The organism is Granulicella rosea (assembly GCF_900188085.1).
GTDB lineage: Bacteria > Acidobacteriota > Terriglobia > Terriglobales > Acidobacteriaceae > Edaphobacter > Edaphobacter rosea.
Genome location: NZ_FZOU01000002.1, coordinates 703,022 through 725,846, shown reverse-complemented (window position 1 = coordinate 725,846; position 22,825 = coordinate 703,022). Strand labels below are relative to the sequence as shown.

Below are 22,825 nucleotides of genomic sequence, written 5' to 3'. Positions count from 1 at the left end.
ATTGAAGACGGAAAAGAGCAGCTCCGCTCGCACTTCAAGAGCCGTCTAGCGGAGGATACTCGCTCCCGCGTCGAACGTTGGAAGGAAGAGGCGGTATAGCCGCCGATCACGATGGCGATAAGGCTGGCAGCCTTCGCAATCGTTCCGGTAAAGAGTGTTTGGATTGAGGTGATGCCGCTATCGAACGGCGACGCGTGAGCGGCGAGTGGGAAGATCAATACGCATAGGAGCAGGGCTGCACCGCGTACAAGATAGAGCTGGGTCCGCTCAATCGTTGCTGCTGGGATGATGATTCGGATACGTGTCATTGGCACCTCCAACGACCGGGATGGTCGTGATAGCCATGACACTAGGCCGCGATTCCTCTCGCGTCCAATACAAATATCCAATACCGATTTCGGCCCAAAGCGAGTTTGCTATTGGAAAATCCAATAGCAAACTCTATGCAAAAAGCGGAAGAGTTTTATCGCCCACGGACGGCCGCACGGACCGAACCGGCTTGGCTGGTGGCAGCTTCGCTACCGCGCGGAATCTCCTTCGCAGCTCCTGTACCAATCGCGGTAGAGTCTTCTGCGATTTCGACCGTCCCACGATAAGCGCGCTATCCACTGTCCAGGTCACGCCTGCGATGGGGCGCGTAATGAGCCCATCTTGTAGATGTGAACCCTCCGGGATGAGCGCGCAGCCGCGACCCGATTCGACCATCCATTGGAGATCGTTTGGCGTCTTGTTCGTGCTGACAATGTCACTACTGATACCAGCAACATCCAACATCTCCATCAAACGCTCATGCGCCTCGGGATGCTGTTTGGGGTCTCGGAATATTGTCAGCTTTGAGCCAAGCTCAGCCGGTGTAATCTCCTTCAACTTCGACAACGGATCATCGGCTCTCATGCACACGACGAGTCGGCTCTGCGTGAATTGATGTGCAGTCAATCCCGCGCCGCTAGCGGGAAGCGTCACCAACGCCGCGTCAATCTCTCCGCTTTCGAGCATACGGAGAAGGTCCACCGGATCGCCACTCTGCGACATGATCTCGCACGACGGAAAGAGAGTCTTGTGGATGGAGCAAACCATCTCGTACAAGTCATGGTCTACGAAAGAGGAGAAGCCCAGGCGCAAGGGTAGAAGCGGCACAGTGTTTGCAGATTGTGCCGCAGTCAGCACGTCATTACACAGCTTGAGGATCTGTTTGTTCCCGGCAATCAAAATCTCTGCGGCAGGCGTCGCGTGAACGCCGCCGGGATGCCGCACCAGCAAGCAAGCCTGAGCAGCGATTTCGAGCTGCTTCATCTGCTGGCTGAGGGAAGACTGCGATATGTAAAGGCGAATGGCGGCGCGGCTGATGTTGCCTTCTTCAGCGACCACGGTGAGGTTCTTGAGATGACGGTGTTCGATTGGGTCTGGCATAGTGGGAGTCCCTCTCTGATAGCGCCGTGCGCGATTCGGAGAGCGGCTCACCTCGCAATGCAAGTCAGGCCCGAAGTCAATCTAATTGTGGGCGCATGTACCAATGAAGTCAACGTAGTGCAGTTCCGCTACGTCTCAATTTGACTTGAAACGCCGTCATCGGAAAAACCAATAGCAACTCGGATTGTGCCATTGGATATTTGTATTGGACGCCAGCGATGCGCGGCCCCATCCTTGAAACATCCTTCACTGGGTATCGCACCACTCGATACGCAGGAACCCCACGGAGTTAGCCAATGGCAGAAATAAATGTCACCGAACGCAAGCGTCCGGGCCGCGTAACGATCTCTCAAGATGAGAAGCTCCTGGTCGGCAGACACGAGGCCGCAGAGATGCTCTCAATTAGCCGCAGGGCACTCGATTACCTCGTCACCAATAAGCAGATTGCCGTCCGCCATATCGGTGCGCGTGTGCTAATTCAAGTTGCCGACCTGAGGCGCTTCTCGCGCGGGGATCACCCGGAGCGGCTTGCTGGCTGATGGCAGCGCAGAGGGATAACGTCGAAGGCCTTCTCGGATGGTGTCGTTCACGAGCGGTCCGGCGGGACACGCTTATGCTGGTTTCGCGTTGACGTCAGATATGCGCTCGGCGTCAAAATCTCAATTCTTTAGGTTCAACATGAGATACTTACGGAACCTATGGAGCACGTTGGCAAGAAGGTCATCTTCGCTGTAGCGCAGGAACCATTTGAGGTCGCGGCTGAATCTGGCAGTAGTAACAACTTCGCCACTGTCGTGCCGTTAATTTCGTTGTCCGGTGAAGTTCTGCAGAAGCAGGATTTCCCTGGCGTGGGATTAGTGTTTTGGATGGTCTGGCCGCAAAACCTCCGATTTGCCGACCCCGGAAGGTTGGTCTCGGGCCGCCTTGAAAACGCTGTGCGTCGAGATAAGCATCATTACCAACTAGTTCCAGAAACGGCGGAGATTGTTCCTCCGAGCGAGTTAATCGAAATTCTTGATTGTGAAGGCGCTCCCATTCGGGTAGCGCGAGACCTCGTTAATAGCGACGATCTTATCAATATCGACCATCCTCCGACACCACTAGTCCTGGTTCGATGGAACTCAGAGCTTTACGGCCCCTTCAGGGCGGAGGCACTTAATACCACGGGCGGTACCTGGAGCGTGAGCCTGAGGTCACCTCGACCGGACCAAACGGTTTTCAAAATACCTGCCGCTGAATTAAGCAACGTGAATACGTTTGCGCCCCATCATCACCGGATATCCGCTCAAGTCAGCTACGGATCAAGAGAGCCTGTTCAGAATTCACCTGAGTGCAATTACGAGGTGATCATGGGTGCCGGCTTTAAGAGACTTCCCAGTATGGGCTTTGAATTGGTAAGCGTTGAAAGCGATCGCGAGATGCTGCTGCGTTATGCTCGACGATTTACAAGCCGAAGGACTGTCCAACAGTTGCGCGATTTGTTGTCTACCGTTGAACCAGATCTTGAACAGACCGGCGATTCTGTACAAATTGAACGGGAGGTCTTCGAATCTATTCGGCGTCGATCAACTGACGTTTTGGATGAGCTCCACATTCTCTCTCAATCGCTAGTTAGTTCTGGCCTTTTGGATCAACAGATCCAAAGTGCAGTCGAACAGCGTGCTGAGGCCTATGTGTCGCAGCAGTCTGCGAAATTGTCATCAGAGATTGCAAGCAACATCAATGCGCGGAAAATCGAACTCGAACATTTACAGCGACAAAAAGATTCCCTCACAGATGAAGTAGAGGGAAAACAGCGTCACGCGGAAGAGGAAATAGAAAAGAAGAAAATTGAACTTGAGCGGTGGCGAACAGAAGCAGAGAACACCTTGGCCGAAGCGAAGCGCGAAGTCGATACCCAGCGGTCAAGGGTTGCCACTCTACTAGAGAACGTCGTGCGTCGGTATGAAATTTCGAGTACCACCGTGATGGAAGACTTTCTGACCCTTCTTCCCTTGATGGATGCCCTCAAACTGATGGCCCCACAATCGCGTGGAACAATGACGCTTCACGAAGATCCAACCCCGAGGAATGCTCAAGAAGAATTCGCGTATCCGCAGTTTGTCACTGCTCCAAGAGGTGGTGCTACGCCACAGGTCTCGGAAGGCGACTTCTTTTCTCGCTTTGTAAAGCACGTCGAACAGAGTGGGTATAACGGCTACCGACGATTAGATTTGGTCGCATTTCATCTCAGCGTCAAATGCGGCGATATCACAATCTTGGGGGGGATGTCTGGCACTGGTAAATCGACGCTTCCGCTGCTTTACGCCGAAGCATTAGCTGGCCAATCCGCGATAAAGGAACGTTATTTGCAAATTGGCGTCAGTCCTAACTGGGTCAGTATGCAAGATCTACTCGGCGGTATAAACAGCTTGGAGCGTACCTTTGAGCCTTCCGAATCTGGGCTATATCGCCAATTGCTGATAGCTCAGGAGGAGAGCCGGCGTCACCAGCAGGAGACGGGAATCTATGTAGCCACCTTGGATGAGATGAACCTTGCACATGTTGAGCACTACTTCAGCGGTTTCTTGCAAGCATTAGAGGGCAGTCGAGAGATTTCCGTCTTCGACGCCTCAAGCGTTAGTTCATCCTCCACCTTCGCTCTGCACGGCAGCATCAGAGTTCCGCTTTCTATCCGTTTTGTTGGCACAGTCAACTTTGATGAGACGACTCGGCAGCTGAGCCGTCGGCTGCTTGATCGAGCCAACTTGATTCGATTGCGACCAGGTGATCAGAATACTTATTTCGCGGCCCAAGGCGATGCCCGTCCAACTGTCGACGGCCCAACGATTACTCTGCGCCATTTTCGAGACTGGCGACGATCTGATGTTCTCCCCAAAGATGTTGCCGTAATTTGGGATAAAGTACAGCAACATCTCGTCAAACTTGGAGTGCCAGCGACCCCACGCAGAAGGCGAGGCATGGAAGCATTCATAGCGAGCGCTGGAGAGCTGATCTCGCCCCTTCAGGCTTTCGATCTCCAGATGGCGCAGAGAATGATTCCACAAGTCAGGGGCACATATCGATCCGAGGTACAAATGACTTTGGATGATTTGCAGCTTACTCTTTCTCAAAACGCATATGGGTTTCCAGAGACACTCGCCTCCATCGACGATCTGCGTCGCAATGAGGATGGCGGGCTAGGCATGATCTCAACGAGTTGATAGGAATCGCCTATGCCCGCATTTTGTGTCTTGAGATCGCGTCAGGTTCTCGCTGAGACAGCGTTCTCAGATATCTTTACACTCACAACCACTACAGAAGCCCTCAGTGAAGATGAGCGCTATGCCTTTCGAATCGACGATCCTGAGGAGGATGAGGTATACAAGATTTGTATCGGAGACTTCGAGCCGGATGAACCCGAAGGCAAAGAGTTAGGGCCACAAGTTTGGTGGACCCCGTGGGTATATTTTGAGAGTGCTCGTGGCCGTGTAACCATTCACTTGTTTAGTCGCAGTCTCCGCGCCGGTGGAGCGTGGAAGAAACGAATGGATTTGGCCGTTATAGTCATCCCGTCCAAATTAGGTGACGCCCGATATAACGCGATGTACGAAAGTCTAAGGGCAGTTTCTGCTGGATTAGTCTTCGATCTGTTATCAAAAAGCCGAGTTTCAGTGGGGTTGAAGACCGAGGACAATCTATCCGTTCGTCCCGCCAGTTCAGAACTAATGATGCTCAGTCAACTGTGGAGCCGTCTTTCATTGGCGATTGCGGAGATTGCGTCGCAACCCTCTGGAGTTCTTCAACGGACCAAAGCCGTTCAGGCTTCCTTACGTTCTACTCGAATCAGTCGACGGGATCTGAATTCTCTTGTTAAGCGCGGAATTGATCTTCGAAGTCCACGTTCGTTGGGGTCTGTTCGGGTTGTTCGGCATGTGATTGAAGAGTCAATAGATACTTCCGAGCATCGGACGATCCTTGCTATCCTGCAACTGCTCTACGCAAGAGTAGAAGATTGTGAGAGACGTGCAAATGCACAAGTTGCCTATATGGTGTCGGAACGTCCACTGAGAGATTTCGAGATACAAGGGCATAATCCCTTTATGGAAACGGATATCCCGAAGATCGAGCGGCTTAGAGCAATCATTACTGAGGCTGCGTTGCTCAGAGAGCAAATTAGATCTGCGATGTCCTTATCTCTGTTCAAGGGACTTCAACCTGAGCTCGCTGCACTAGTCAGTCCAGTGTTCAATCATGTTCCCTCATATCGGAGGCTGCGGGACGAAGCTATAAGGTATTTTCGTAGCACTGTCGCTCTACTTGATACAGGGATAGAGGAACGGTCAAAGGCGACGCAACGAATTTATGAACAATGGGTATTTTTGCAACTGGTTGCATCTATGAGATTTGTAGGACTCCAACCCGTCTCGCAAGAGTCTCTCCTGTCTCGGTCACAACAAAACCGATTCACAATTGACTTTGACCGTGGCACGCGAGTTGAATTCATAGCGCACGACGGTCGTGCCATCTTAGTCAGGTATGAGCCTTGGGTTCATCCGAAGGCCACTGCAACACAAGCCGGAGAGACCTTGTATCGAGGCATAGTTGGCGATGTCGCATGGAGCCCGGATGTACTGATCGAAGTTTTTGCTGGAAGCGCATCCGGCTCTCAAGCGCAATATGCCTTGGTCGTTGACGCGAAGTATTCCAGAGTTGTGAAAGAGTCCCAGCGCCAGGGGGTCAGCAAGTACAACAACATCAGAGGAATCGTGGATGATAGGCCTGTCGTAAAACAAGTTTGGATCGCTCATCCCGCGACCGAGGGTATTACCCCGTGGGATGACGCAGTGGTTTGGACAAGCGACGGCCCAAATAGACCTTACGACGAGATAATGAACGGTAGCATTGGTGCGCTACCGCCGGAGCAGGGCACAGAGGTCATCCTTGGCGAGCTGAATGAAAAGGTAGTTGAGTTTGTCCGTTCGATTTGTAGATACTTACGCCTGACGTCAAGATCAGAAGCGGCTTCTTCGTGACTTCGCGGTCGAAGTTCCAGCGACCGCCGCTTGGCGTTTTGAGTCAGTTGACGAGCGTTATGCCGATGCGAACCGCAAGGTCGATGACCGACGGATTCGTGTGTCCGTCTTGAATCAGACTGGCCGATGAGCCGTCCCATCCGAGATCGGATGGGCTTACGCGAGCGCCGAAGAGCATAACTGCATGTGCCTGGTCGTCCTGCCGGGAGGTCCAGCGGAATCCTTGGGCCTCGGGGAACTGGGTGTAGAGTGCTTCCGCCCACCGACGCGTAGCTGGATAGTGGGCTTTGGTGGTGTCGATCAACTGTGTTCGCTTGACGCCCAACTTGTGGAGCGCGACTGTGCTGAGGTCGATGAGGCGGAGGTCTGCTGTTGGGAGCAGAATGCTATGAACTTTCCCGTCTATCTTGAGCTTGGAGAATGGCTTGAATCCGGCTTTGAACGGGACATCATGGAAGATCGTTTCCATGAGGGCGCAGTCGAGGGTCGTACCGGCATAGAGCGTTGGGATGAGGACACCAGCATCGTCGGTGATTGGACTGAAGCGGGCGTTGCCCTTGGTGCTTGTGTTGAACTCGCTGCCGCCGAAGGCGAGGTCGTGGACGCGGTGGAACTCAAGCCCGCCTCCCCAGGCCACTAGAGTTGCGTCAAGGCTTTTCGGCGGCGGCGGAAGCCCGACCGCCGACTTAGCCATGTTGGACTCCGCCTACCTCATCCTGAGCTGCCGCGATCACGAGGTCAGGTCGTGTCGCTAACAAGTCCTGCGGGCGCTGGTCGTCCAGGAAGCTGTTGAGGCCGGCGAACCAGAATGCTGCACCCCAGCCGCTCTTCGTTTCGCCGAAGATCTTCAAGACATCGGCGAGGGCTTTGTAGGGGCGGTAGCTCTCTACCGGGTCCAGAGCGTAGCGGGGGAAGTAGTCAATGCCTTTGTGCTGGAAGGCGAAGATGGCCCCGTCACGCTTCCACTTGTTCGGCTGGGCGCTGGGGTTCTTGGGACTGTAGCCGGCCATCTTGGCGATGTCGCCAGCGGGCAGGAAGTCGCCGCTCCGTAGAATGGTCGATTTGGCATCGACCATCATCCGCGCTTCAGCGAGGGCAGCGTCCGAGATGGCGATGTCGGGGAGCAACGCCCCGACGATCTTTTCAAGGGTGTCGGTCTGACGCTGGCGGATGAGCTGGGGGAGGAAGGCCGTCACCTGACGGAAGACTCCCTCGAAGACGAGCTGCTGGCTGTCGTCTGAAAAAGTGATGGCTAGGGCGCGGGGGACGGCGGCTCGGTGGAGCCGTTCGCTGACCTCGGTGCTGCTTCCCACCATCACCTCGGGAAGGGTCTGACGGAGCTGATTTGCCTGAGCCATTTTGGGTGTCCCTCAAGGCTTAGATTATTCCGATGATGGTAGATAGTCAATCTTTCATATCACCCATTTTGGATCAATATGAGCGAGCAAGGGGAGCGCTCCTGGGCAACGAAAAAAATCTAGCCGGGAGACCTTTTGTGTGTCTTGTCGTGTCGGTTGGTGTGTCACGGCGAGGTTTTGAGGGCCGGTTTAGACCCCCAAAGGGCCTGTAATAGATTGGGGCAGGTATCCCAAAAGTATCCCACTCGAAAAATGACCCCTATACCCCCATGGGGTATGCTTTCCAAGTTGTTGATTTTAGGAGGCTTATGGTGGCCCGGGCAGGAGTCCAACCTGCGACCTTCGCGTTAGGAGTGCGCTGCTCTATGCAACTGAGCTACCGGGCCACTTGGTTCCAGTGTAACGCAGGCCCGGTGGTAAACTGGAGTTACTATTATGCCTTCGATTCAGCGTCGTAAAACCGTAAGCGTCAACGTGGGTGGAGTTCTTGTCGGGTCCGATGCGCCTGTTGTGGTGCAATCGATGACCAATACCGATACCGCGGATGTGGAGAGCACCGTCCAGCAGATTGCGGCGCTCGCGCGCGCCGGATCGGAGATGGTCCGCATCACCGTGAACAACGATGACGCGGCCAAGGCTGTTCCTTATATCGTCGATGCGATCCACGCGAAGGGCTGGACGACGCCTATCGTCGGCGACTTTCATTACAACGGGCATATTCTGCTGCGCAAGTATCCTGAGTGCGCGCGGGCCCTTTCGAAGTACCGCATCAATCCGGGCAATGTCTCGATCGGGCGCAAGGACGACGACAACTTCCGCACCATGGTCGAGTGCGCGGTGGACAACCAGAAGCCGGTGCGCATCGGCGTGAACTGGGGCTCGCTCGACCAGGCGCTGCTGACGCGGATGATGGACGAGAACTCGAAGCTGGCTGCGCCGCTCGACGCGCGCGACGTGATGATGGAGGCGATGGTCGTCTCGGCGCTGGACAATGCGGCTGCCGCGGAGCGTTACGGGCTGCGGCGCGACCAGATCATTCTTTCGGCGAAGGTCTCGGGCGTGCGCGATCTGGTGGATGTCTACACCGAGCTGGCGCGGCGTTGCGACTACACCCTGCACCTCGGTCTGACCGAGGCCGGAATGGGAATGAAGGGGATCGTGGCCTCGACCGCCGGGCTTTCGCCGCTTCTTCTGGCGGGAATCGGCGATACGATTCGCGTCTCGCTGACGCCGACGCCGGGCGGCGACCGCTCGGAGGAGGTTCGCTGCGGACAGCAGATTCTGCAGTCGCTTGGCATCCGCAGCTTCATGCCGCAGGTGACGAGCTGCCCTGGTTGCGGCCGCACGACTTCGACCTACTTTCAGAAGCTGGCCGAGGACATTCAGGGATATCTCGTCGAGTCGATGCCGGAGTGGAAGAAGATCTATCCCGGCGTCGAGGAACTGAAGCTGGCGGTGATGGGCTGCATCGTCAACGGACCCGGCGAGAGCAAGCATGCAAACATCGGCATCTCGCTTCCGGGAACGTTCGAAGATCCGAAGGCGCCGGTTTATATCGATGGCGAGTTCGCCACGACGCTGAAGGGCGACCACATCGTCGAAGAGTTCCAGGTGATTCTGGATGAGTATGTGCAGAAGCGTTATGGCAGTGGCGGAGCTGGGCGGGTTGCTTCTGTGGCTGCGCCGGTGGAACCGCCTGTGTTTTCAGTGATCCAGTAAGAGCAGATCCTCTGCGGGGATGGCAAAACAAGAGAGGCAAAAGGCGCCGCGCTCCTAGAACAGGGGTGCGGCGTTTTCGCGTAGCTCTTTCAATCGATAGAAGGTGCCGCGCCAGTAGACGCCGCCTTGCCGCAGCGTCGTGACCATCGAACGGAGCAGTGTGTAGATGAAGACGCTGGCCGCGAAGGGCGCGAGCAGGCCGTTCCATGCGGAGATGCCGGAGTGTCTCCCAACCAATTTATAGGCATACAAGACGGCTGTGATAGCGATCGCGGCGGGCAGGTGCGCGCCGCTGGGGAGGAGTATCCAGACGAAGGGGGCCACGCAGAAGCAGGCGAGCCACGCGCAGCCGATCAGCAGCAGCGAGATGTGGAAGTTGAAGGCCGAGAAGGTGTTCTTCGTCATGACATTGATGAGACCCGGTACGCCGGCGGCCCAGTGGACGCGGACCATGCCGCGTGCGAAGGCAACGCGTTGGGCGAGACCGGCTCGCTTGATGCGGCGGCCGAGGCCGAGGTCTTCGACGATCTCCATGCGCAGGGCGGTGAATCCGCCGATCTGCTCGTAGGCTTCGCGACGGACGAGGTTGAAGGCGCCGATGCCGATGGCGTCGCGTTTGGCGCGCGGGTCGGCGACCTTCCAGGGCCGCGCGGCCCAGAGGCCGAAGATCTGGAAGAAGCCGAGGAGCGCGGCTTCGTCCCAGCGGTGGATGATGGTGGTGGGAAAGGTGACGAGATGATCCGTTTTGCTTTCAACGGCATAGGCCAGAGAACGGCGGATGGCGCCGGGTGTAAAGAGGATGTCGGCGTCGGTGAAGAGCAGGTATTCGGAGGTGGTCCGCGCGGCGGCGGTGGCCATGGCGTGGGTCTTGCCGAGCCATTGCGGCGGTAGTTCCGTGATGTGGATGACTTTGAGTTTGTCTGGGTGAGCGGCGCTCAGCTCGTCCATGATGGTGCCGGTGCGGTCGGTGGAGCGGTCATCCACGGCGAGAATTTGAAGGTTGGGATAGTCCTGCCGAAGCAGCGATTCGAGGCAGGCCGCCACCTTCTCCTGCTCGTTGAGCGCGGGAACGATGACCGTGATGGAGGGGTTGTCCGCCGGGGTTCGATCGAACTCCGGCAGAAGCAGGTTCGGTACGCCGGGCAGGCCGCGAGCCGCGCCGGCGACACGAACCGTCCAGGCGAAAGCGACCAGCCAGGGGAAGGGATGCGTGCGAAGGCTGTGTGCCGCGGCGCTCCAAAGAAGAGGATTGAGCATCGTCAGTGGGCGGAAGCGGTGGCGTGTTCGGAGACCTCAGGCGCCGTCCGCGCGCCGATGAAGAGCAGTACCGCCGCGATCAGCATGGTGATGAGGGTGACGCCGAGGCCCGTCGCGAGGTTGCTGTGGTCCGAGACCATGCCGATGATCTTCGGCGAGGGCGTGTCGCCGAGCAGGTGGATGAGCAGCAGCTCGAAGGCGATGGCGGTGGAACGGACGGCTGAGGGTACGGCGTTGATGATCGCTGCGTTCAATGGTCCGGTGCCGAGGAAGATGAGAAACATGGCGACCGCGAGCGCAGGCAGCATCGTGACGCGCGGTCCGAAGAAGCACAGCAACGCCGGGGGCACGGCCAGCGCGGCAGACCAGGCGGAGACAAGGTAGAGCGCACGGTGGTTGGTGCGGAGCCAGCGCTGGGCGATCCATCCTCCGGCGGCCGTGCCTCCGAGGCCTCCGCCGGCCGTGATGGCGCCGAGCGTGATGCCAACCGAGTTCGCCGAGAAGCCGCTGCGTTCGAGGAACGACGGCATCCAAGCGGAGATGCCGCCGAGCGAGAAGGTGACCATCGCCATGCCGAGGGTCGCGGTGATGTAGGGAGCGTTCTTCGCCAGGTCGAAGATATTTTGTTTGGCGGACTTCTTCGGCGCGTCCTTCTCGGCGGCAGAGGCCTTGACGTCGCTGCCGCCGCGGGCTGGCTCTTTCATCATGAAAAGAATCAGCATCGCGATGAGGAAGCCGGGCACGGCGGAGACATAAAACGGCATGCGCCAGCCGAACTTCGCGCCGACGATCTCGCCGATCAAGTAGCCGAGCGCGGCGCCGACGGGAATGGCCGTATAGAAGATGGTCAGGATGCGGTTGCGCTGGTCTTCGGGGTAGAAGTCCGCCAATAGCGCTGGGGCGTAAATGCCGAGCGACGCCTCGCCGATGCCGAGGATCGCATGGCGGATGAGCAGCGAGTCGAAGGCGTGGACCGTCCCGGTGAGTATATTGACGCCGCTGATGAGCAGGGCGCAGCCGACGATCAGCGGCTTGCGGGGCAGGTGGTCGCCCAGCCAGCCGGTCAGCGGGGCGGCGAGCATATACGTCAGGAAGAACCAGAAGGTGATCGAACCGATCTCGGAGTCGGTGACGTGGAACTCTTTTTTGACGAGCTCCTGCACGCCGGGCAGGATGTACCGGTCGATATAGTTGACAAAGTTGAGCGCGGTGAGGAGGACGAGCGCGGTGGCTGCGCCCGCGATGGGGGCGATGCCGCTCTTCGGTTTGTTCGCGGAGATCTCGTTGGTCATTTGGCCCACTGTCGGGAGGATAGCAGGTCGGGGTTCGCGTTCAGAGAGCGTCGCTTATCCGTCCTGCAGGGTGAGATGCAGTTTTTGACCCGGCCACACGCTGAGGCGATGCGATGCGCTAAGGTGGAAGGGTACAGGAGGGCGCCATGTCCGAACAGAGACCGCCGCTGCCGCCGTTTACGCATGAGACTGCCGTCGAAAAGACGCGCAAGGCCGAGGATGCCTGGAACACCCGCGATCCGCAGCGGGTCTCGCTCGCCTACACAGTCGACAGCCGGTGGCGTAACCGGAGCGAGTTCGCCGTGGGACGCGAGGCGATCGTCGGACTGCTGACGCGAAAGTGGGCAAGGGAGCTGGACTATCGCCTGTGCAAGGAGATGTGGACCTTCACGGGAGACCGCATCGCCGTGCGCTTCGTCTACGAGAGCCACGATGCGAGCGGCCAATGGTGGCGCAGCTTCGGCAATGAGCTGTGGGAGTTCGACGAGAACGGCCTGATGCGGCGGCGGCAGGCGTCGATCAACGACCTGGCCATCGCCGAGAACGACCGGAGGTTCCACTGGCCGCTGGGAGTTCGTCCGGTGGATCATCCGGGGCTGACGGAGATGGGGCTGTAAGGCAGCCGGGCCCGGTGGAGGCGCCGGCTGCCGGCGGGAGGCGCCGGTCAGGCCCGGTCCCAGAACGGCGGCGGTTCGATGCCGAGCGCACGGAGGTAGACATAGCCTTCGCCTCGATGATGAATCTCGTTGTCGATGGCGTATTGGATGATGGTCAGCCCGGGCATCTCCCATTGGCCGAAGGCCTTATCGACCTCGGAGAAGCGGGCCGGCGGAATCTTCGGAAACAGCTCGTTCAGCGGCGCGGTCTGGGCGTCCCATAGCGCGAGGAGTTCTGCTTTGGTCTCGGTCTTCGCGTGCTCGAAGGGCGCCCATCTGCCGCTGGCGACGCCTTCCACCGTCGGCATGGCCATGCCGATCATCTCGAGCGCCATGGCTGCGAAGCTGCGCATGCCGCCGATCGAAAACTCAAAGAGCTTGTCCTCCGGGAATGCCTCGATGGTCCTGCGTGTGAGCCGTCTATGCGCCTGCCAGCCTTCGAGCAGGGCGTCGGCCGATACCAATGTCTCCGTTGTCATGTTCAACCTCCACAGCCCATTTGGGCTTATTCTGAGGGTACGGACCATTCCCGACAGGCTCTGTCGTAGATTCGAGAAAGAATCGAAATCGTATGTACGATCCGATCATGCGCGTCTTCACGCTCCTCGAGATTCTGCAGGGGCGCGACCGCGTCAGCGGCCTGGAGCTGGCGCAGCGGCTGGAGGTCGATCTGCGGACCGTGCAGCGCTATATCGTACGGCTTAAGGATCTGAACATTCCTGTGGACTCGTCGCCAGGGGTGGGCGGCGCGTACCGGCTTCGGCCGGGCTTTCGGCTGCCTCCGCTGCTGCTGACCAACGAGGAGGCGTTCGCGTTGTCGCTGGGTTTGAGCGCGCTGCGTCAGGTTGGACTGGCCGGGTTTGCGCCTGCGACCGAGGGAGCGCTGGCTAAGTTGGGGCGCGTTCTGCCGGAGTCGCTGCGCGAGAGCATTCGGACGGTCGAGGCGGTGGTCGCCGTCGAGCCGGGTCCGTGGGTCGCGCCGACCTCGGTCGAGTGCCTGACCGGCGCGGCTACCGCCATCCGCACCGGCCGGCGAGTCCGCTTCGGGTATCGATCGCATCATGATGCGTTCTCCCAGCGGGAGATTGAGCCCTATGCCGTGCTGCATACGGATGGACGCTGGTACCTGATCGGCCGCTGCCTGTCGCGGCAGGCGCTGCGCACCTTTCGATTGGACCGTGCGACGCAGTTGGAGGTCTGTTCGGCCGGCTTCACGCCGCCGGAGGACTTCGACCCGCGACGCTACATGGCGGATCATATGCCGTTCGTCCAGTCGAACTACCAGGTGGATGTGTGGATCGACATGCCGCTCGAGGAGGCGGAGCGCAGCTTCGCGTTCTGGCGGATCGCCATGGAGGCGAGCGACGGCGGCACGCGCCTGCGTTGCGGGCGAGACCGGCTGGAGATGTTTGCGGCGATGCTGCTCAGTGTGGGACGGCGCGTCGTGGTGTATCGCCCGGAGGAGCTGCGCGAGACCTTCCGCCTGCTTGCGAGGCATGCATTGCAGGCAGCGGACAGTCCACGGAGTTGATGAGGTAGGGATGGCTCAGAGCGGATTGCGATGAGCAAGGACAGACAACGACAGGAGCCAACGCGGATCCTTCACTTCGCTCAGGATGACAAGCCGTCCCTACTCATCCACAAGCGTGGAGCGAACGAAAGCGCAGCGATTGTGTATAGGATGTCTTATGACAAAGCGCCTTCTAACTCTGCTGTTTGCCGGAGTCCTCGTCTTTGCGGTCTTGCAGTGTGTGCGGCCGTCGATCCCCGCGCCGCGCGAGATCCACGAGGTTCAGGCTTCGCGGGAGGCGACCGAGGTTCTTCGCACGAGCTGTTATAGCTGCCATTCGAACGAGCGGCGGCTGGCGTGGTTCGACGAGATCGTGCCGCCGTACTGGCTGGTGAGGCACGACATTCTTGAGGCGCGCGCGCATCTCAACTTCTCCACGCTGGGCTCGAAGCCGGTGGCCGCGCAGCGCGCCGCGCTGTTCGAGGCAGTGAACATGGCCCAGTTGAACTACATGCCGCTGTCGAGCTTCCTCGCGCTCCATCCGGATGCGAAGGTGAATCCGGCAGCGCTCGGCAAGCTGAAGGCGTACCTGGCGCCGTGGTCCGATACGCCCGAGGCGCAGCCCGATCCGACGGATGTGGTCGCTCCCGCGCAGGCGGATCCGGAGTTCGGCGGCCTCGCCTTCGATCCTTCCTATACGAGCTGGCATCTGCTGAGCGCGACGGATCGCGGCGACAACGGCACCTTTCGCTTCATTCTCGGCAACGACATTGCCGTGAAGGCCGCGCGCGAAGGGCACACCCACCCGTGGCCCGACGGATCGCGTTTCGCCAAGGTGGCCTGGCAGCAGAGGCAGACCGCCGACGGCATCATGGCTCCGGGCAAGTTCGTCCAGGTCGAGCAGATGCTGAAGGACGCGACGAAGTTCAAAGCCTCCGAGGGCTGGGGTTGGGGCCGCTGGAAGGGACCGAAGCTCACTCCGTATGGAACGGATGCCTCGCTCGTCAGGGAATGCACGGGCTGCCATGCGCCGGTGAAGCGGAACGACTACGTCTACACCCAGCCGATCTCGCGTGCGGTCGAGCCGGGATCCGACGGCTTGAACAATATCGCCGCCAGCTATACCGACCTGCCGGTGGACCCGTCGAGCGCGAGGCCAATCACGCTCTACGTCGACCGGCAGGCGGGGACGATGTCGATCCTCTACGCGAGCGACTCGCCGCTGTCACAGAAGGCGGGACAGCCGGTCTCTTATCCGGCGGGCGCGAAGCTGCTGCTGACGACCTGGAAGCAGATCGAAGACCCTCACTGGTTCGGCGCACGCATTCCGGGGCAGCCGGTCTCGTCGGAGCTGCTGCAACTGGGGCCGGCAGGCGCGGTCGCGAGCTACCGGAAGATCGATGAGGCGGCGAAGCACGACGTGGCGTTGGACGCCCCGGCCCAGGCGCAGCGTGCGCAGTTCATCCTCCGCCTCCAACCCGGCCCATACCTCTCGCACTGAGCGAGGGGTATCATGGGTGTGCATGACCAAGCCCTTTGAATTGAGACGAATTTGACCAGCAAGAAGGCTTCGCCCGAAGCCGCCGAACAAGCTGCAACCGAAGAGACAAACGCCGAGCCGCAATCGCGCCGCAGACGTGGAAAGACCGTACGCCGCAGCCTCGTCGAAGCCAGCGCCGCGCAGGATGCGGCGCTGCTGGCCCGCGAGCTTCGCACCTCGCAGACTCAGCAGGAACTCGCCGTCATCGTCGTGGTCGAGTTTACCGGCGAGCTGCGCAAGCGCAAACAGTTGACCGCTGCCGCCCGGCTCGCACGCACCGCCGCCGCGGTGGTGGCCGGTGAAGAAGACCTGACGGAGTACACGGCCTCCACGATCGACTTCGACGCTGGGCGCGCCGAGTTCGAGGAGCTGGCCCGGTCCGCCGGCGCGACCATTGCCGCGACGCTCGTTCAGCGCCGGCAGAAGCCCGATCCGTCCAGCCTCGTCGGCCAGGGCAAGCTCGACGAGATCGTCGGCGTCGTCGCCAGCACCAACGCCTCGCTCGTGCTCTTCGACCACGACCTGACGCCGTCGCAGTTGCGCAACATCGAGGCGCGGCTGCCGTGCCACGTCATCGACCGGTCGCAGCTCATTCTGGACATCTTCGCGCGTCATGCGAAGACCAGCGAAGGCCAGCTTCAGGTCGAACTCGCTCAGCTCGAATACCAGTTGCCGCGCCTTGCCGGTCGTGGACGCGCCATGTCGCAGCTCGGCGGCGGCATCGGAACTCGCGGACCGGGCGAGACGCAGCTTGAGACGGATCGCCGCAAGATCAACCTGCGGCTCGACCATATCAAGAGCCAGCTCGAAGCGGTTCGCCGCATCCGCCAGCAGCAGCGCCAGCGGCGCGAGGCGGTTCCGGTGCCGGTGGTCGCGCTGGTCGGCTATACGAACGCGGGGAAGAGCACGCTCTTCAACGCGCTGACCGAAGCAGGGGTGCTCGAATCCGCACGGATGTTCGCCACGCTCGACCCCAAGCTGCGTCAGTTGCAGCTTCCGTCCCGGCGCAAAATTCTGCTTTCGGATACGGTCGGCTTTATCCGCAACCTGCCGCATACGCTGGTCACGAGCTTCCGCGCGACGCTTGAAGAGGTCGAGCGCGCCGAGGTCCTGCTTCACATTCAGGACGCATCGAGCCCCATCCGCGAGGAGCAGAAGCTGCAGGTGGAGAAGGTGCTTGCGGAGCTTTCCGTCTCATCCAAGCCCGTGATCCAGGTGTTGAACAAGGTCGACCTGCTGCCGCCGCAGGAGCTTGCGCATCTGGGCGGCGAGCGCGAGGCGATCCCGGTCTCGTCGCTGCAACACACCGGCCTCGAACGCCTGCTGCTTGCCATCGACGCCGCGCTGGTGGCCGACCCGCTGATCGAAGCGAGCTTCCGGTTGCCGCAGTCCGAGGGCGCGATTCTGGCGTCGCTCGAAGCCGGCTCCATCATTGAAGACAAGCGCTTCGAGGGGAACCTGGTCTATCTGCGGGCGCGCGGACCGGCATCCCTGATCGACCGGTATCGGCGATTCCGCGACCGGCAGGCCACGGCCTAGAGCCGTCGTGGCCAGTTAGAACGGGCAACAGCAAAGGCAGAAGCAGGTCCTTCGCTACGCTCAGGATGACAGGTTTTGTGGAAGGATGACAGGTTTTGTGGAAGGATGACAGGTTTTGTGACGGGGCGCTGGATATTTGTACGCATGCCAAAGCAAAATGGCCGTCCCTGGTTGGGGACGGCCATTTTCAACATGTGCGGCGTGTTACGCGTTCTTGCCGCATCCATGGCTGAAGACCCGTTCCTTGCGCCACTCTTCGTCCGTAGCGAAGACGATGCAGCTACGACCGGTGCGGCTGTCGACGCGCCAGGTGAGGTTGCCCTGGCGATACCACTGGTACGCGCCAGAGCCGGTGAAGACCGCGCCATTCGGTGCGTTCGGCGCGATGGTGTCGTAGGCCGGAGGAGCGCCCACCGGCGTCTTCGTGGTGGAGGCCGTCGACACGGTCGTCGACGTGGGGCCGGAGTAAACCACCGGCGCCGCAACCGGGGCAGCGGGCGTCGCGGCAGGGTAGGTCGTCGTGCTGGCGGTTGTGGTGGTCGTTGCAGCCGCCGGGGTCGAGGCCGTCGTTGCAACCGGCGTCGTCGTGGTTGCAACGGTGGTGGTCGTCTTCACGCCCTTGTCTTCGAGAAGCTCGTTGTGGCTGGTGGACTTGTGCTCCAACTGCCCTTCGGCGTCCTCGCCGGAGTTCTCCTTCAGGAAGGCGGCTTTGCGCTCGGGAGACATACAGCCTTCGCAGGCGACCTCACCGTCGTTCAGGCTCGCGCTCTTGCGATGATTCTGCCACCAGAACCAGCTACCCACGCAGATGACCACAAGCACTATCAATGCAAACACTCGACTCATTCTTCCATCCTCCGCGGTCTGCCTGATGGCGACGTAAGGTGCACACATTTCGACAAATCAGCCGCGATATCCACGTACAGCCTTCGTGGCATAGACAGCTTCTGCCCAATTCGTTGTGCATTCCCTCATTTACTATGCACTGTGTTTAGTGCAACGTCGAGTTGAATCCGGTTTGGACTTAGTGACTATCTCGCCACCTGTTGACGAAGTGAATTCGCGCACTGTCCGTTTGCATGCGCGCGACAGGAAAACGCCCCGGCGTATGATGGAGTTGTGCCGAAATATTCCATCGTCGTCCCGTTCCATAACGAAGAAGACAATGTCACGACGTTGTATGACCGGTTGAAGGCCGTCATGGAGGCGGTGCTCGAGCCGGGCCGCGACACCTTCGAGCTGGTCTTCGTCGACGACGGCTCGCGCGACCGCACCTACCGGCTGCTCGAAGAGATCGCCGCGGTCGATTCGCGTGTGCTGGTCGTGAAGCTGCGGCGGAACTTCGGCCAGACCTCGGCGCTGGCCGCCGGCTTCGATCACGCGCAGGGTGAGTACATCCTGGCGATGGATGGCGATCTGCAGCACGATCCGCGCGAGATTCCGGCGTTTCTGTCGAAGCTCGAAGAGGGCTATGACGTGGTGAGCGGCTGGCGCTCGCAGCGCGGCGACAACTTCCTGCTGCGGCGGATTCCTTCGCGCGCGGCGAACTGGCTGATGGCCGCTCTCTCGGGCGTGAACATTCACGACTTCGGCACGACGTTCAAGGCGTATCGCCGCGAGGTGATTCAGAACATTCCGCTGTATGGCGAGATGCACCGGTTCATTCCGGCGCTGGCGAGCTGGTATGGCGCGAGCATCTGCGAGATTCCGATCTCGAACCCGGCGCGCGAGTTCGGCAAGAGCCACTACGGCATCTCGCGCACGTTCCGCGTCTTCTTCGATCTGCTGACGATCCGGTTCCTGCTGAAGTACATGACGCGTCCGCTGCACTTCTTCGGAACCTTCGGCGCGGTGGGCATGCTGGGCGGCTCGGCGCTGGCGGCGTGGCTGCTGGTCCTGAAGCTGACGACGCATGCGAATATGGCTAACAACCATGGGCCGCTCTTCGTCATTGCAGGTGTGTCCATTCTTGCGGGCATCCAGATGATGGGGATTGGCCTGCTGGGCGAGCTGCAGGTGCGCCACTTCCACAACGCCAACCATCGCGCGCCGTACGCGGTCGACCGCATTCTGCGGCTGCGTTCGAGCGAAGAGAGCCTGCTGCAGTAGCGGTTCCTCTAAGAGGCGGATTCGTTGTCGCGATTCTTTCGACATCACATTTTGTGGGCGGTGTTCGCGTGCGGGACCGCGCATGCCGTCGTCGTGCATGGCCGTGTGACCGATCCGCAGGGGCGTCCGGTGAGCTTTGCCCGCGTGCAGTTGATCCAGGGCGGACGCTCGGTGGCGTTTGCACTCTCCGGGCCCGACGGCACGTACGAGATGCGCTCTTCGGCCTCCGGAAGGTTTGTGCTGGTGACGACCTCGGCGCGGCTTGCGCCGGGCATTGGAGAGAGCTTCTACGGCGGACGTACGGCGGTGGTCACGCGCGACATCAGCCTCGATCCGACGGCGATTCAGCCCGCGCAGCCGCTGCTGCAGAGCGGGCTTGCGGGGCCGATGGCGCGGGTGACGGGCTCTTCGGCGTATGTGGCGCATGATGATCTGCGGACGCGTCTCGACTTACTCGACGATCTTCGGCTGACCTCGGGGGCGACGATCTCGCAGATCGGCCAGACGGGCAGCCCGGCGGGCCTGATGCTGCGCGGCGGCGATGCGCAGGCGAACGCCGTACTGATCGACGGCGTGCGGGCGGAGGATGTTGGCGGCGGCTTCGATCTCGGCAGCCTGGGCAGCACGGCGATGGCGACGACCGAGGTCTATCGCGGCGCGAACACGGCGCGCTTCGGCGGCGGCGCGGAGGCTGGCGCGGTCAGCCTTGCGACGACTCGCGGGAACTCCGCGGGGCCGGCGTTCGACTACAGCGGCGATGGCGGCAATCTGAACACGTGGCGGGACGAGGCGATTCTCTCCGGTACGCGCCAGCGGCTGGACTACCTCGCGGGCTACGCGCGGCTGGATACCTCGAACGCGCTTCTGCTCGACCGCTTCCACACGTCGACCTCGGTCGCGAACCTGGGTTACGCGATCCTCACGAATACGCTGCTGCGCTTCACGCTGCGTAACGCCGACTCGGCGAGCGGCATGCCCGGCGCCTACGATCTTTACAATCTGGTGCAGGCGGGACGGTTGGGCGAGCAGAATCTGGTCTCCGGCGTCACGGTCGAGAACACGCTGGGAGGGAACTGGCACACCGTGGCGCGCTATGGCGTCTCGCGGCGGCGCGAGGAGCTGTTCCACTTCTACCCGGTCGGGCTGCCGGTCGCCACGGCTGGCGGGACGCGGTACTACGGCAACCCTGTCACGTTGCGCGGAGCGAACGGCTATGTGGCGACGGGGCGCGCCGCGTTCGACTATGCCGGGCCGTATCCTGGCCGGCAGGACACGGACTCGAGCCGCGACGAGCTTTCGATCCAGACGGACTACGCCCTCAACCGGCACGCCGCAGTTCTGCTGGGCGCGCGGTATGCGAACGAACGCGGGCTGGCGATTCAGCCGGTGACGTTGGCGCGGGTGCCGCTCCTACGGGTGAACTTCGGCTACACGATCTCGCTGCAGGGAGACATCGTTCGCCGTGTCTTCTACTCGGTCGCCGGGGGGCTGGAGAAAAATCACTTCGCAGGCATCATGGGTGCGCCACGCGTTGGGCTCGCGTATACGCCGGTGCGTCCCGGCGGACGCTGGGTGCGCGGCACGAAGATTCATGGCGACGCCGCGACCGGCTTCCGCGAGCCGAGCCTGCAGGAGGAGGTGAGTTCGCTTTACGGGCTGCTGACGCCGGCCGCCAGCGCGCGCTATGGCGTGACGCCAGTGACCGCGCCGCGATCGCGCACCTTCGAACTGGGCGTCGACCAGAACATCTTTCTGGAGAAGCTGATCGTGCGCGCAAGCTACTTTCACAATCAGTTCGCGCACCAGTTCGACACGGTTGATACCGGATCGCTGCAGGGTTTGTTCGGGATTGCCACGGTGCGTCCGGCGACGGCGAACACGCTCGACTACCGCGCGCAGGGGATCGAAACGGCGGTGGAGTACCAGCCGACGCATCGGCTGTTTCTGCATGGCGGCTATACCTGGATGCCGAGCACGGTGGAGCGGTCGTTTGCGTCGAATGCACTGGCGGCGAATGGCGCGACGACGAACCCCAACCTGCCCGGCATCCCGATCGGCGCTTCGTCGCCGCTGGTTGGCGCACGGCCCTTCGAGCAGCCAAGGCACACGGGCTTCTTCGCGGTGCAGTACACGGGTAAGGCGTTCACAGCGGCGTTTCAGGGCGCGCTGGCCAGCCGCGCGGACGACTCGACCTTCGCGGCCTTTCGCGACGCGAACAGCGGCAACGCGATGCTGCTGCCGAATCGCGATCTCGACGGCGGCTACGCGAAGCTGGACGCGAACTTCACCTACGTCGCGGGACGCCATGTGACGATCTTTACGCAGTTCGAGAATCTGCTGGACCAGCAGCACATGGCCCCGGTTGGCTATGTGAGCGTGCCGTTCACGGTGCGCTCCGGGTTGAAGATACATATCGGCGGGAGATAGCGTCCGGAGCTATCTGAACCCCGTTCGCGCGGTTTGCGTCTAATGCTGTGGAAGGTGTTCCCATGTCTCGATTTCTGAAGTATTCCGCACTCGCCGCCTCGGTCGCCCTCACCCTGTCGATGGCCGCGCAGGAGGGGCCCGCTCCCACCCAGACGCTGATCTCGGTCAACTCGAAGGCGGAGGTCGTACTGACGCCCGCGAACGTTCAGCTTCAACTCAACGGCAAGCCCGCTTCGCTCGTCTCTCTGGATCGTGTCGCGCCCACGGGTCTGCAGATTGCTCTGCTGATCGACGACGGCCTGCGCCGTTCGATCGCCTCGCAGCTTGGCGACATCAAGGGCTTTCTCGACACCCTGCCTCCGGGCTCCGAGGTGCTGATCGGCTATATGCAGAACGGTCGCGTAGCGTCCGCGCAGCCATTTACGGCCGACCACAATGCCGCGGCGGAAAGCCTGCGCATTCCGTTCGGCGCGCCGGGGATGAGCGCCAGCCCGTACTTCTGCCTGTCGGACTTCGTGAAGAACTGGCCCAGCGGCGGCGGACCGCGCAAGGCGCGCGTCGTTCTCATGCTGACCAACGGCGTCGACCCCTACAACGGGAGCACGCGGATCTCGAACCAGGATAGCCCCTACGTGCAGACCGCGATCGACGATGCAAACCGTGCCGGCGTGGCTGTCTATTCGATCTACTATGGCGACTCCGGCATGCGCGGCGGTTCGTTCAGCGGACAGAGCTACCTGCGCCAGGTAGCCGACTCCACCGGCGGCGACACGTATTACGAAGGCACTGGCAGTCCGATCTCGCTTACGCCCTTTTTCAAGCAGTTTGAGCATGCGCTGGACGAGAGCTACGTGGCCAGCTTTGCCGCCATCGCCAACCACCGGGATCACGACCTGGTTCGCATCAAGATAACCAGCGACATCCCGAAGGTGAAGATTCGCCACGCGGATGACGTGCGTCCGGGTAACGTCGAGTAACTCCTCCATTCGATAA

The 22,825-nt window shown here is 60.6% G+C and carries 19 protein-coding genes and 1 tRNA gene; 11 read left to right on the top strand and 9 right to left on the bottom strand.

Going from position 1 to position 22,825, the window contains the following annotated elements; all coding sequences use genetic code 11:
- Both CHB87_RS22460 and CHB87_RS09155 read right to left on the bottom strand, forming a co-directional pair.
- The coding region (locus CHB87_RS22460; protein ID WP_217897024.1) for a TrbC/VirB2 family protein at positions 1-308 on the bottom strand (308 nt) is incomplete at its 3' end.
- 133 nt (positions 309-441) lie between these two features.
- Positions 442-1,410, bottom strand: coding sequence for a LysR family transcriptional regulator (locus CHB87_RS09155; RefSeq protein WP_089408092.1), 969 nt, complete (start codon positions 1,408-1,410; stop codon positions 442-444).
- Positions 1,411-1,706: 296 nt separating this feature from the next.
- On the opposite strand from CHB87_RS09155, the gene CHB87_RS09150 reads away from it, so the two are divergent.
- From CHB87_RS09150 to CHB87_RS09140, 3 genes are all read left to right on the top strand, one after another.
- Positions 1,707-1,949: a helix-turn-helix domain-containing protein gene (locus tag CHB87_RS09150; protein ID WP_089408091.1), complete on the top strand. Its 243-nt coding sequence runs from the start codon at positions 1,707-1,709 to the stop codon at positions 1,947-1,949.
- 159 nt (positions 1,950-2,108) lie between these two features.
- Complete coding sequence (locus CHB87_RS09145; protein WP_089408090.1) at positions 2,109-4,613, top strand: hypothetical protein; 2,505 nt, start codon at positions 2,109-2,111, stop codon at positions 4,611-4,613.
- Positions 4,614-4,625: 12 nt separating this feature from the next.
- Positions 4,626-6,425, top strand: coding sequence for a DUF2357 domain-containing protein (locus CHB87_RS09140; RefSeq protein WP_089408089.1), 1,800 nt, complete (start codon positions 4,626-4,628; stop codon positions 6,423-6,425).
- Between the two features lie 43 nt (positions 6,426-6,468).
- Here CHB87_RS09140 and CHB87_RS09135 read toward each other — a convergent pair whose 3' ends face one another.
- From CHB87_RS09135 to CHB87_RS09125, 3 genes are all read right to left on the bottom strand, one after another.
- Positions 6,469-7,119 (bottom strand): RES family NAD+ phosphorylase, encoded by a 651-nt coding sequence (locus CHB87_RS09135; RefSeq protein ID WP_089408088.1) that lies wholly within the window; start codon positions 7,117-7,119, stop codon positions 6,469-6,471.
- A complete protein-coding gene (locus tag CHB87_RS09130; RefSeq protein WP_089408087.1) occupies positions 7,112-7,783 on the bottom strand; it encodes a hypothetical protein in 672 nt (223 codons plus the stop codon). The genes CHB87_RS09135 and CHB87_RS09130 overlap by 8 nt, the downstream gene beginning before the upstream one ends.
- A 309-nt stretch (positions 7,784-8,092) precedes the next feature.
- Positions 8,093-8,169, bottom strand: a tRNA-Arg gene (locus tag CHB87_RS09125).
- 49 nt (positions 8,170-8,218) lie between these two features.
- Here CHB87_RS09125 and ispG point away from each other — a divergent pair.
- Positions 8,219-9,502: a flavodoxin-dependent (E)-4-hydroxy-3-methylbut-2-enyl-diphosphate synthase gene (gene ispG, locus CHB87_RS09120; RefSeq protein WP_089408086.1), complete on the top strand. Its 1,284-nt coding sequence runs from the start codon at positions 8,219-8,221 to the stop codon at positions 9,500-9,502.
- Positions 9,503-9,556: 54 nt separating this feature from the next.
- On the opposite strand, the gene CHB87_RS09115 is transcribed toward ispG, so the two are convergent.
- Both CHB87_RS09115 and CHB87_RS09110 read right to left on the bottom strand, forming a co-directional pair.
- Positions 9,557-10,759, bottom strand: a complete 1,203-nt coding sequence (locus CHB87_RS09115; RefSeq protein ID WP_089408085.1) for a glycosyltransferase family 2 protein — start codon at positions 10,757-10,759, stop codon at positions 9,557-9,559.
- Between the two features lie 2 nt (positions 10,760-10,761).
- Complete coding sequence (locus CHB87_RS09110) at positions 10,762-12,051, bottom strand: spinster family MFS transporter (protein WP_089408084.1); 1,290 nt, start codon at positions 12,049-12,051, stop codon at positions 10,762-10,764.
- A gap of 146 nt (positions 12,052-12,197) precedes the next feature.
- Between CHB87_RS09110 and CHB87_RS09105 the strand changes: the two genes are divergently transcribed.
- Positions 12,198-12,668, top strand: coding sequence for a nuclear transport factor 2 family protein (locus tag CHB87_RS09105; RefSeq protein ID WP_089408083.1), 471 nt, complete (start codon positions 12,198-12,200; stop codon positions 12,666-12,668).
- Positions 12,669-12,715: 47 nt separating this feature from the next.
- Here the strand turns inward: CHB87_RS09105 and CHB87_RS09100 are convergent, their stop codons facing one another.
- Positions 12,716-13,186, bottom strand: coding sequence for a DinB family protein (locus CHB87_RS09100; protein WP_089408082.1), 471 nt, complete (start codon positions 13,184-13,186; stop codon positions 12,716-12,718).
- A gap of 92 nt (positions 13,187-13,278) precedes the next feature.
- Here CHB87_RS09100 and CHB87_RS09095 point away from each other — a divergent pair, with 92 nt between their 5' ends.
- The 3 genes from CHB87_RS09095 to hflX all read left to right on the top strand — a co-directional run bounded on the left by CHB87_RS09095 (position 13,279) and on the right by hflX (position 17,296).
- Positions 13,279-14,238, top strand: coding sequence for a helix-turn-helix transcriptional regulator (locus CHB87_RS09095; RefSeq protein ID WP_089408081.1), 960 nt, complete (start codon positions 13,279-13,281; stop codon positions 14,236-14,238).
- A 157-nt stretch (positions 14,239-14,395) separates the two neighbouring features.
- The gene (locus CHB87_RS09090) at positions 14,396-15,718 is read left to right on the top strand and encodes a cytochrome P460 family protein (RefSeq protein ID WP_089408080.1); all 1,323 of its coding nucleotides are present in this window, start codon (positions 14,396-14,398) and stop codon (positions 15,716-15,718) included.
- A gap of 51 nt (positions 15,719-15,769) precedes the next feature.
- Positions 15,770-17,296 carry a GTPase HflX gene (gene hflX / locus CHB87_RS09085; RefSeq protein WP_089408079.1) on the top strand — a complete coding sequence of 509 codons (1,527 nt, stop codon included), beginning with the start codon at positions 15,770-15,772 and terminating at the stop codon, positions 17,294-17,296.
- A gap of 204 nt (positions 17,297-17,500) precedes the next feature.
- Here the strand turns inward: hflX and CHB87_RS22225 are convergent, their stop codons facing one another.
- Positions 17,501-18,142, bottom strand: a complete 642-nt coding sequence (locus CHB87_RS22225; protein WP_176441668.1) for a hypothetical protein — start codon at positions 18,140-18,142, stop codon at positions 17,501-17,503.
- 273 nt (positions 18,143-18,415) lie between these two features.
- Here CHB87_RS22225 and CHB87_RS09075 point away from each other — a divergent pair, with 273 nt between their 5' ends.
- The 3 genes from CHB87_RS09075 (at position 18,416) to CHB87_RS09065 (ending at position 22,809) form a co-directional block, all read left to right on the top strand.
- Entirely contained in the window at positions 18,416-19,405 is a 990-nt protein-coding gene (locus CHB87_RS09075) for a glycosyltransferase family 2 protein (protein ID WP_089408078.1), read from the top strand.
- A 60-nt stretch (positions 19,406-19,465) separates the two neighbouring features.
- Positions 19,466-21,832 carry a TonB-dependent receptor gene (locus CHB87_RS09070; protein WP_245817903.1) on the top strand — a complete coding sequence of 789 codons (2,367 nt, stop codon included), beginning with the start codon at positions 19,466-19,468 and terminating at the stop codon, positions 21,830-21,832.
- A 62-nt stretch (positions 21,833-21,894) separates the two neighbouring features.
- The gene (locus tag CHB87_RS09065) at positions 21,895-22,809 is read left to right on the top strand and encodes a vWA domain-containing protein (RefSeq protein WP_089408076.1); all 915 of its coding nucleotides are present in this window, start codon (positions 21,895-21,897) and stop codon (positions 22,807-22,809) included.
- Positions 22,810-22,825: the final 16 nt, after the last annotated feature.

What these genes read in the sequence shown, in the direction of transcription:
- CHB87_RS09145 (WP_089408090.1), top strand. Translation starts at nt 2,109, where the DNA reads ATGGAGCACGTTGGCAAGAAGGTCATCTTCGCTGTAGCGCAGGAACCA.
- CHB87_RS09135 (WP_089408088.1), bottom strand. Translation starts at nt 7,119, where the DNA reads ATGGCTAAGTCGGCGGTCGGGCTTCCGCCGCCGCCGAAAAGCCTTGAC.
- CHB87_RS09150 (WP_089408091.1), top strand. Translation starts at nt 1,707, where the DNA reads ATGGCAGAAATAAATGTCACCGAACGCAAGCGTCCGGGCCGCGTAACG.
- CHB87_RS09110 (WP_089408084.1), bottom strand. Translation starts at nt 12,051, where the DNA reads ATGACCAACGAGATCTCCGCGAACAAACCGAAGAGCGGCATCGCCCCC.
- CHB87_RS09065 (WP_089408076.1), top strand. Translation starts at nt 21,895, where the DNA reads ATGTCTCGATTTCTGAAGTATTCCGCACTCGCCGCCTCGGTCGCCCTC.
- CHB87_RS22225 (WP_176441668.1), bottom strand. Translation starts at nt 18,142, where the DNA reads ATGAGTCGAGTGTTTGCATTGATAGTGCTTGTGGTCATCTGCGTGGGT.
- CHB87_RS09095 (WP_089408081.1), top strand. Translation starts at nt 13,279, where the DNA reads ATGTACGATCCGATCATGCGCGTCTTCACGCTCCTCGAGATTCTGCAG.
- CHB87_RS09130 (WP_089408087.1), bottom strand. Translation starts at nt 7,783, where the DNA reads ATGGCTCAGGCAAATCAGCTCCGTCAGACCCTTCCCGAGGTGATGGTG.
- ispG (WP_089408086.1), top strand. Translation starts at nt 8,219, where the DNA reads ATGCCTTCGATTCAGCGTCGTAAAACCGTAAGCGTCAACGTGGGTGGA.
- CHB87_RS09100 (WP_089408082.1), bottom strand. Translation starts at nt 13,186, where the DNA reads ATGACAACGGAGACATTGGTATCGGCCGACGCCCTGCTCGAAGGCTGG.
- CHB87_RS09115 (WP_089408085.1), bottom strand. Translation starts at nt 10,759, where the DNA reads ATGCTCAATCCTCTTCTTTGGAGCGCCGCGGCACACAGCCTTCGCACG.
- CHB87_RS09140 (WP_089408089.1), top strand. Translation starts at nt 4,626, where the DNA reads ATGCCCGCATTTTGTGTCTTGAGATCGCGTCAGGTTCTCGCTGAGACA.
- CHB87_RS09155 (WP_089408092.1), bottom strand. Translation starts at nt 1,410, where the DNA reads ATGCCAGACCCAATCGAACACCGTCATCTCAAGAACCTCACCGTGGTC.
- CHB87_RS09105 (WP_089408083.1), top strand. Translation starts at nt 12,198, where the DNA reads ATGTCCGAACAGAGACCGCCGCTGCCGCCGTTTACGCATGAGACTGCC.
- CHB87_RS09090 (WP_089408080.1), top strand. Translation starts at nt 14,396, where the DNA reads ATGACAAAGCGCCTTCTAACTCTGCTGTTTGCCGGAGTCCTCGTCTTT.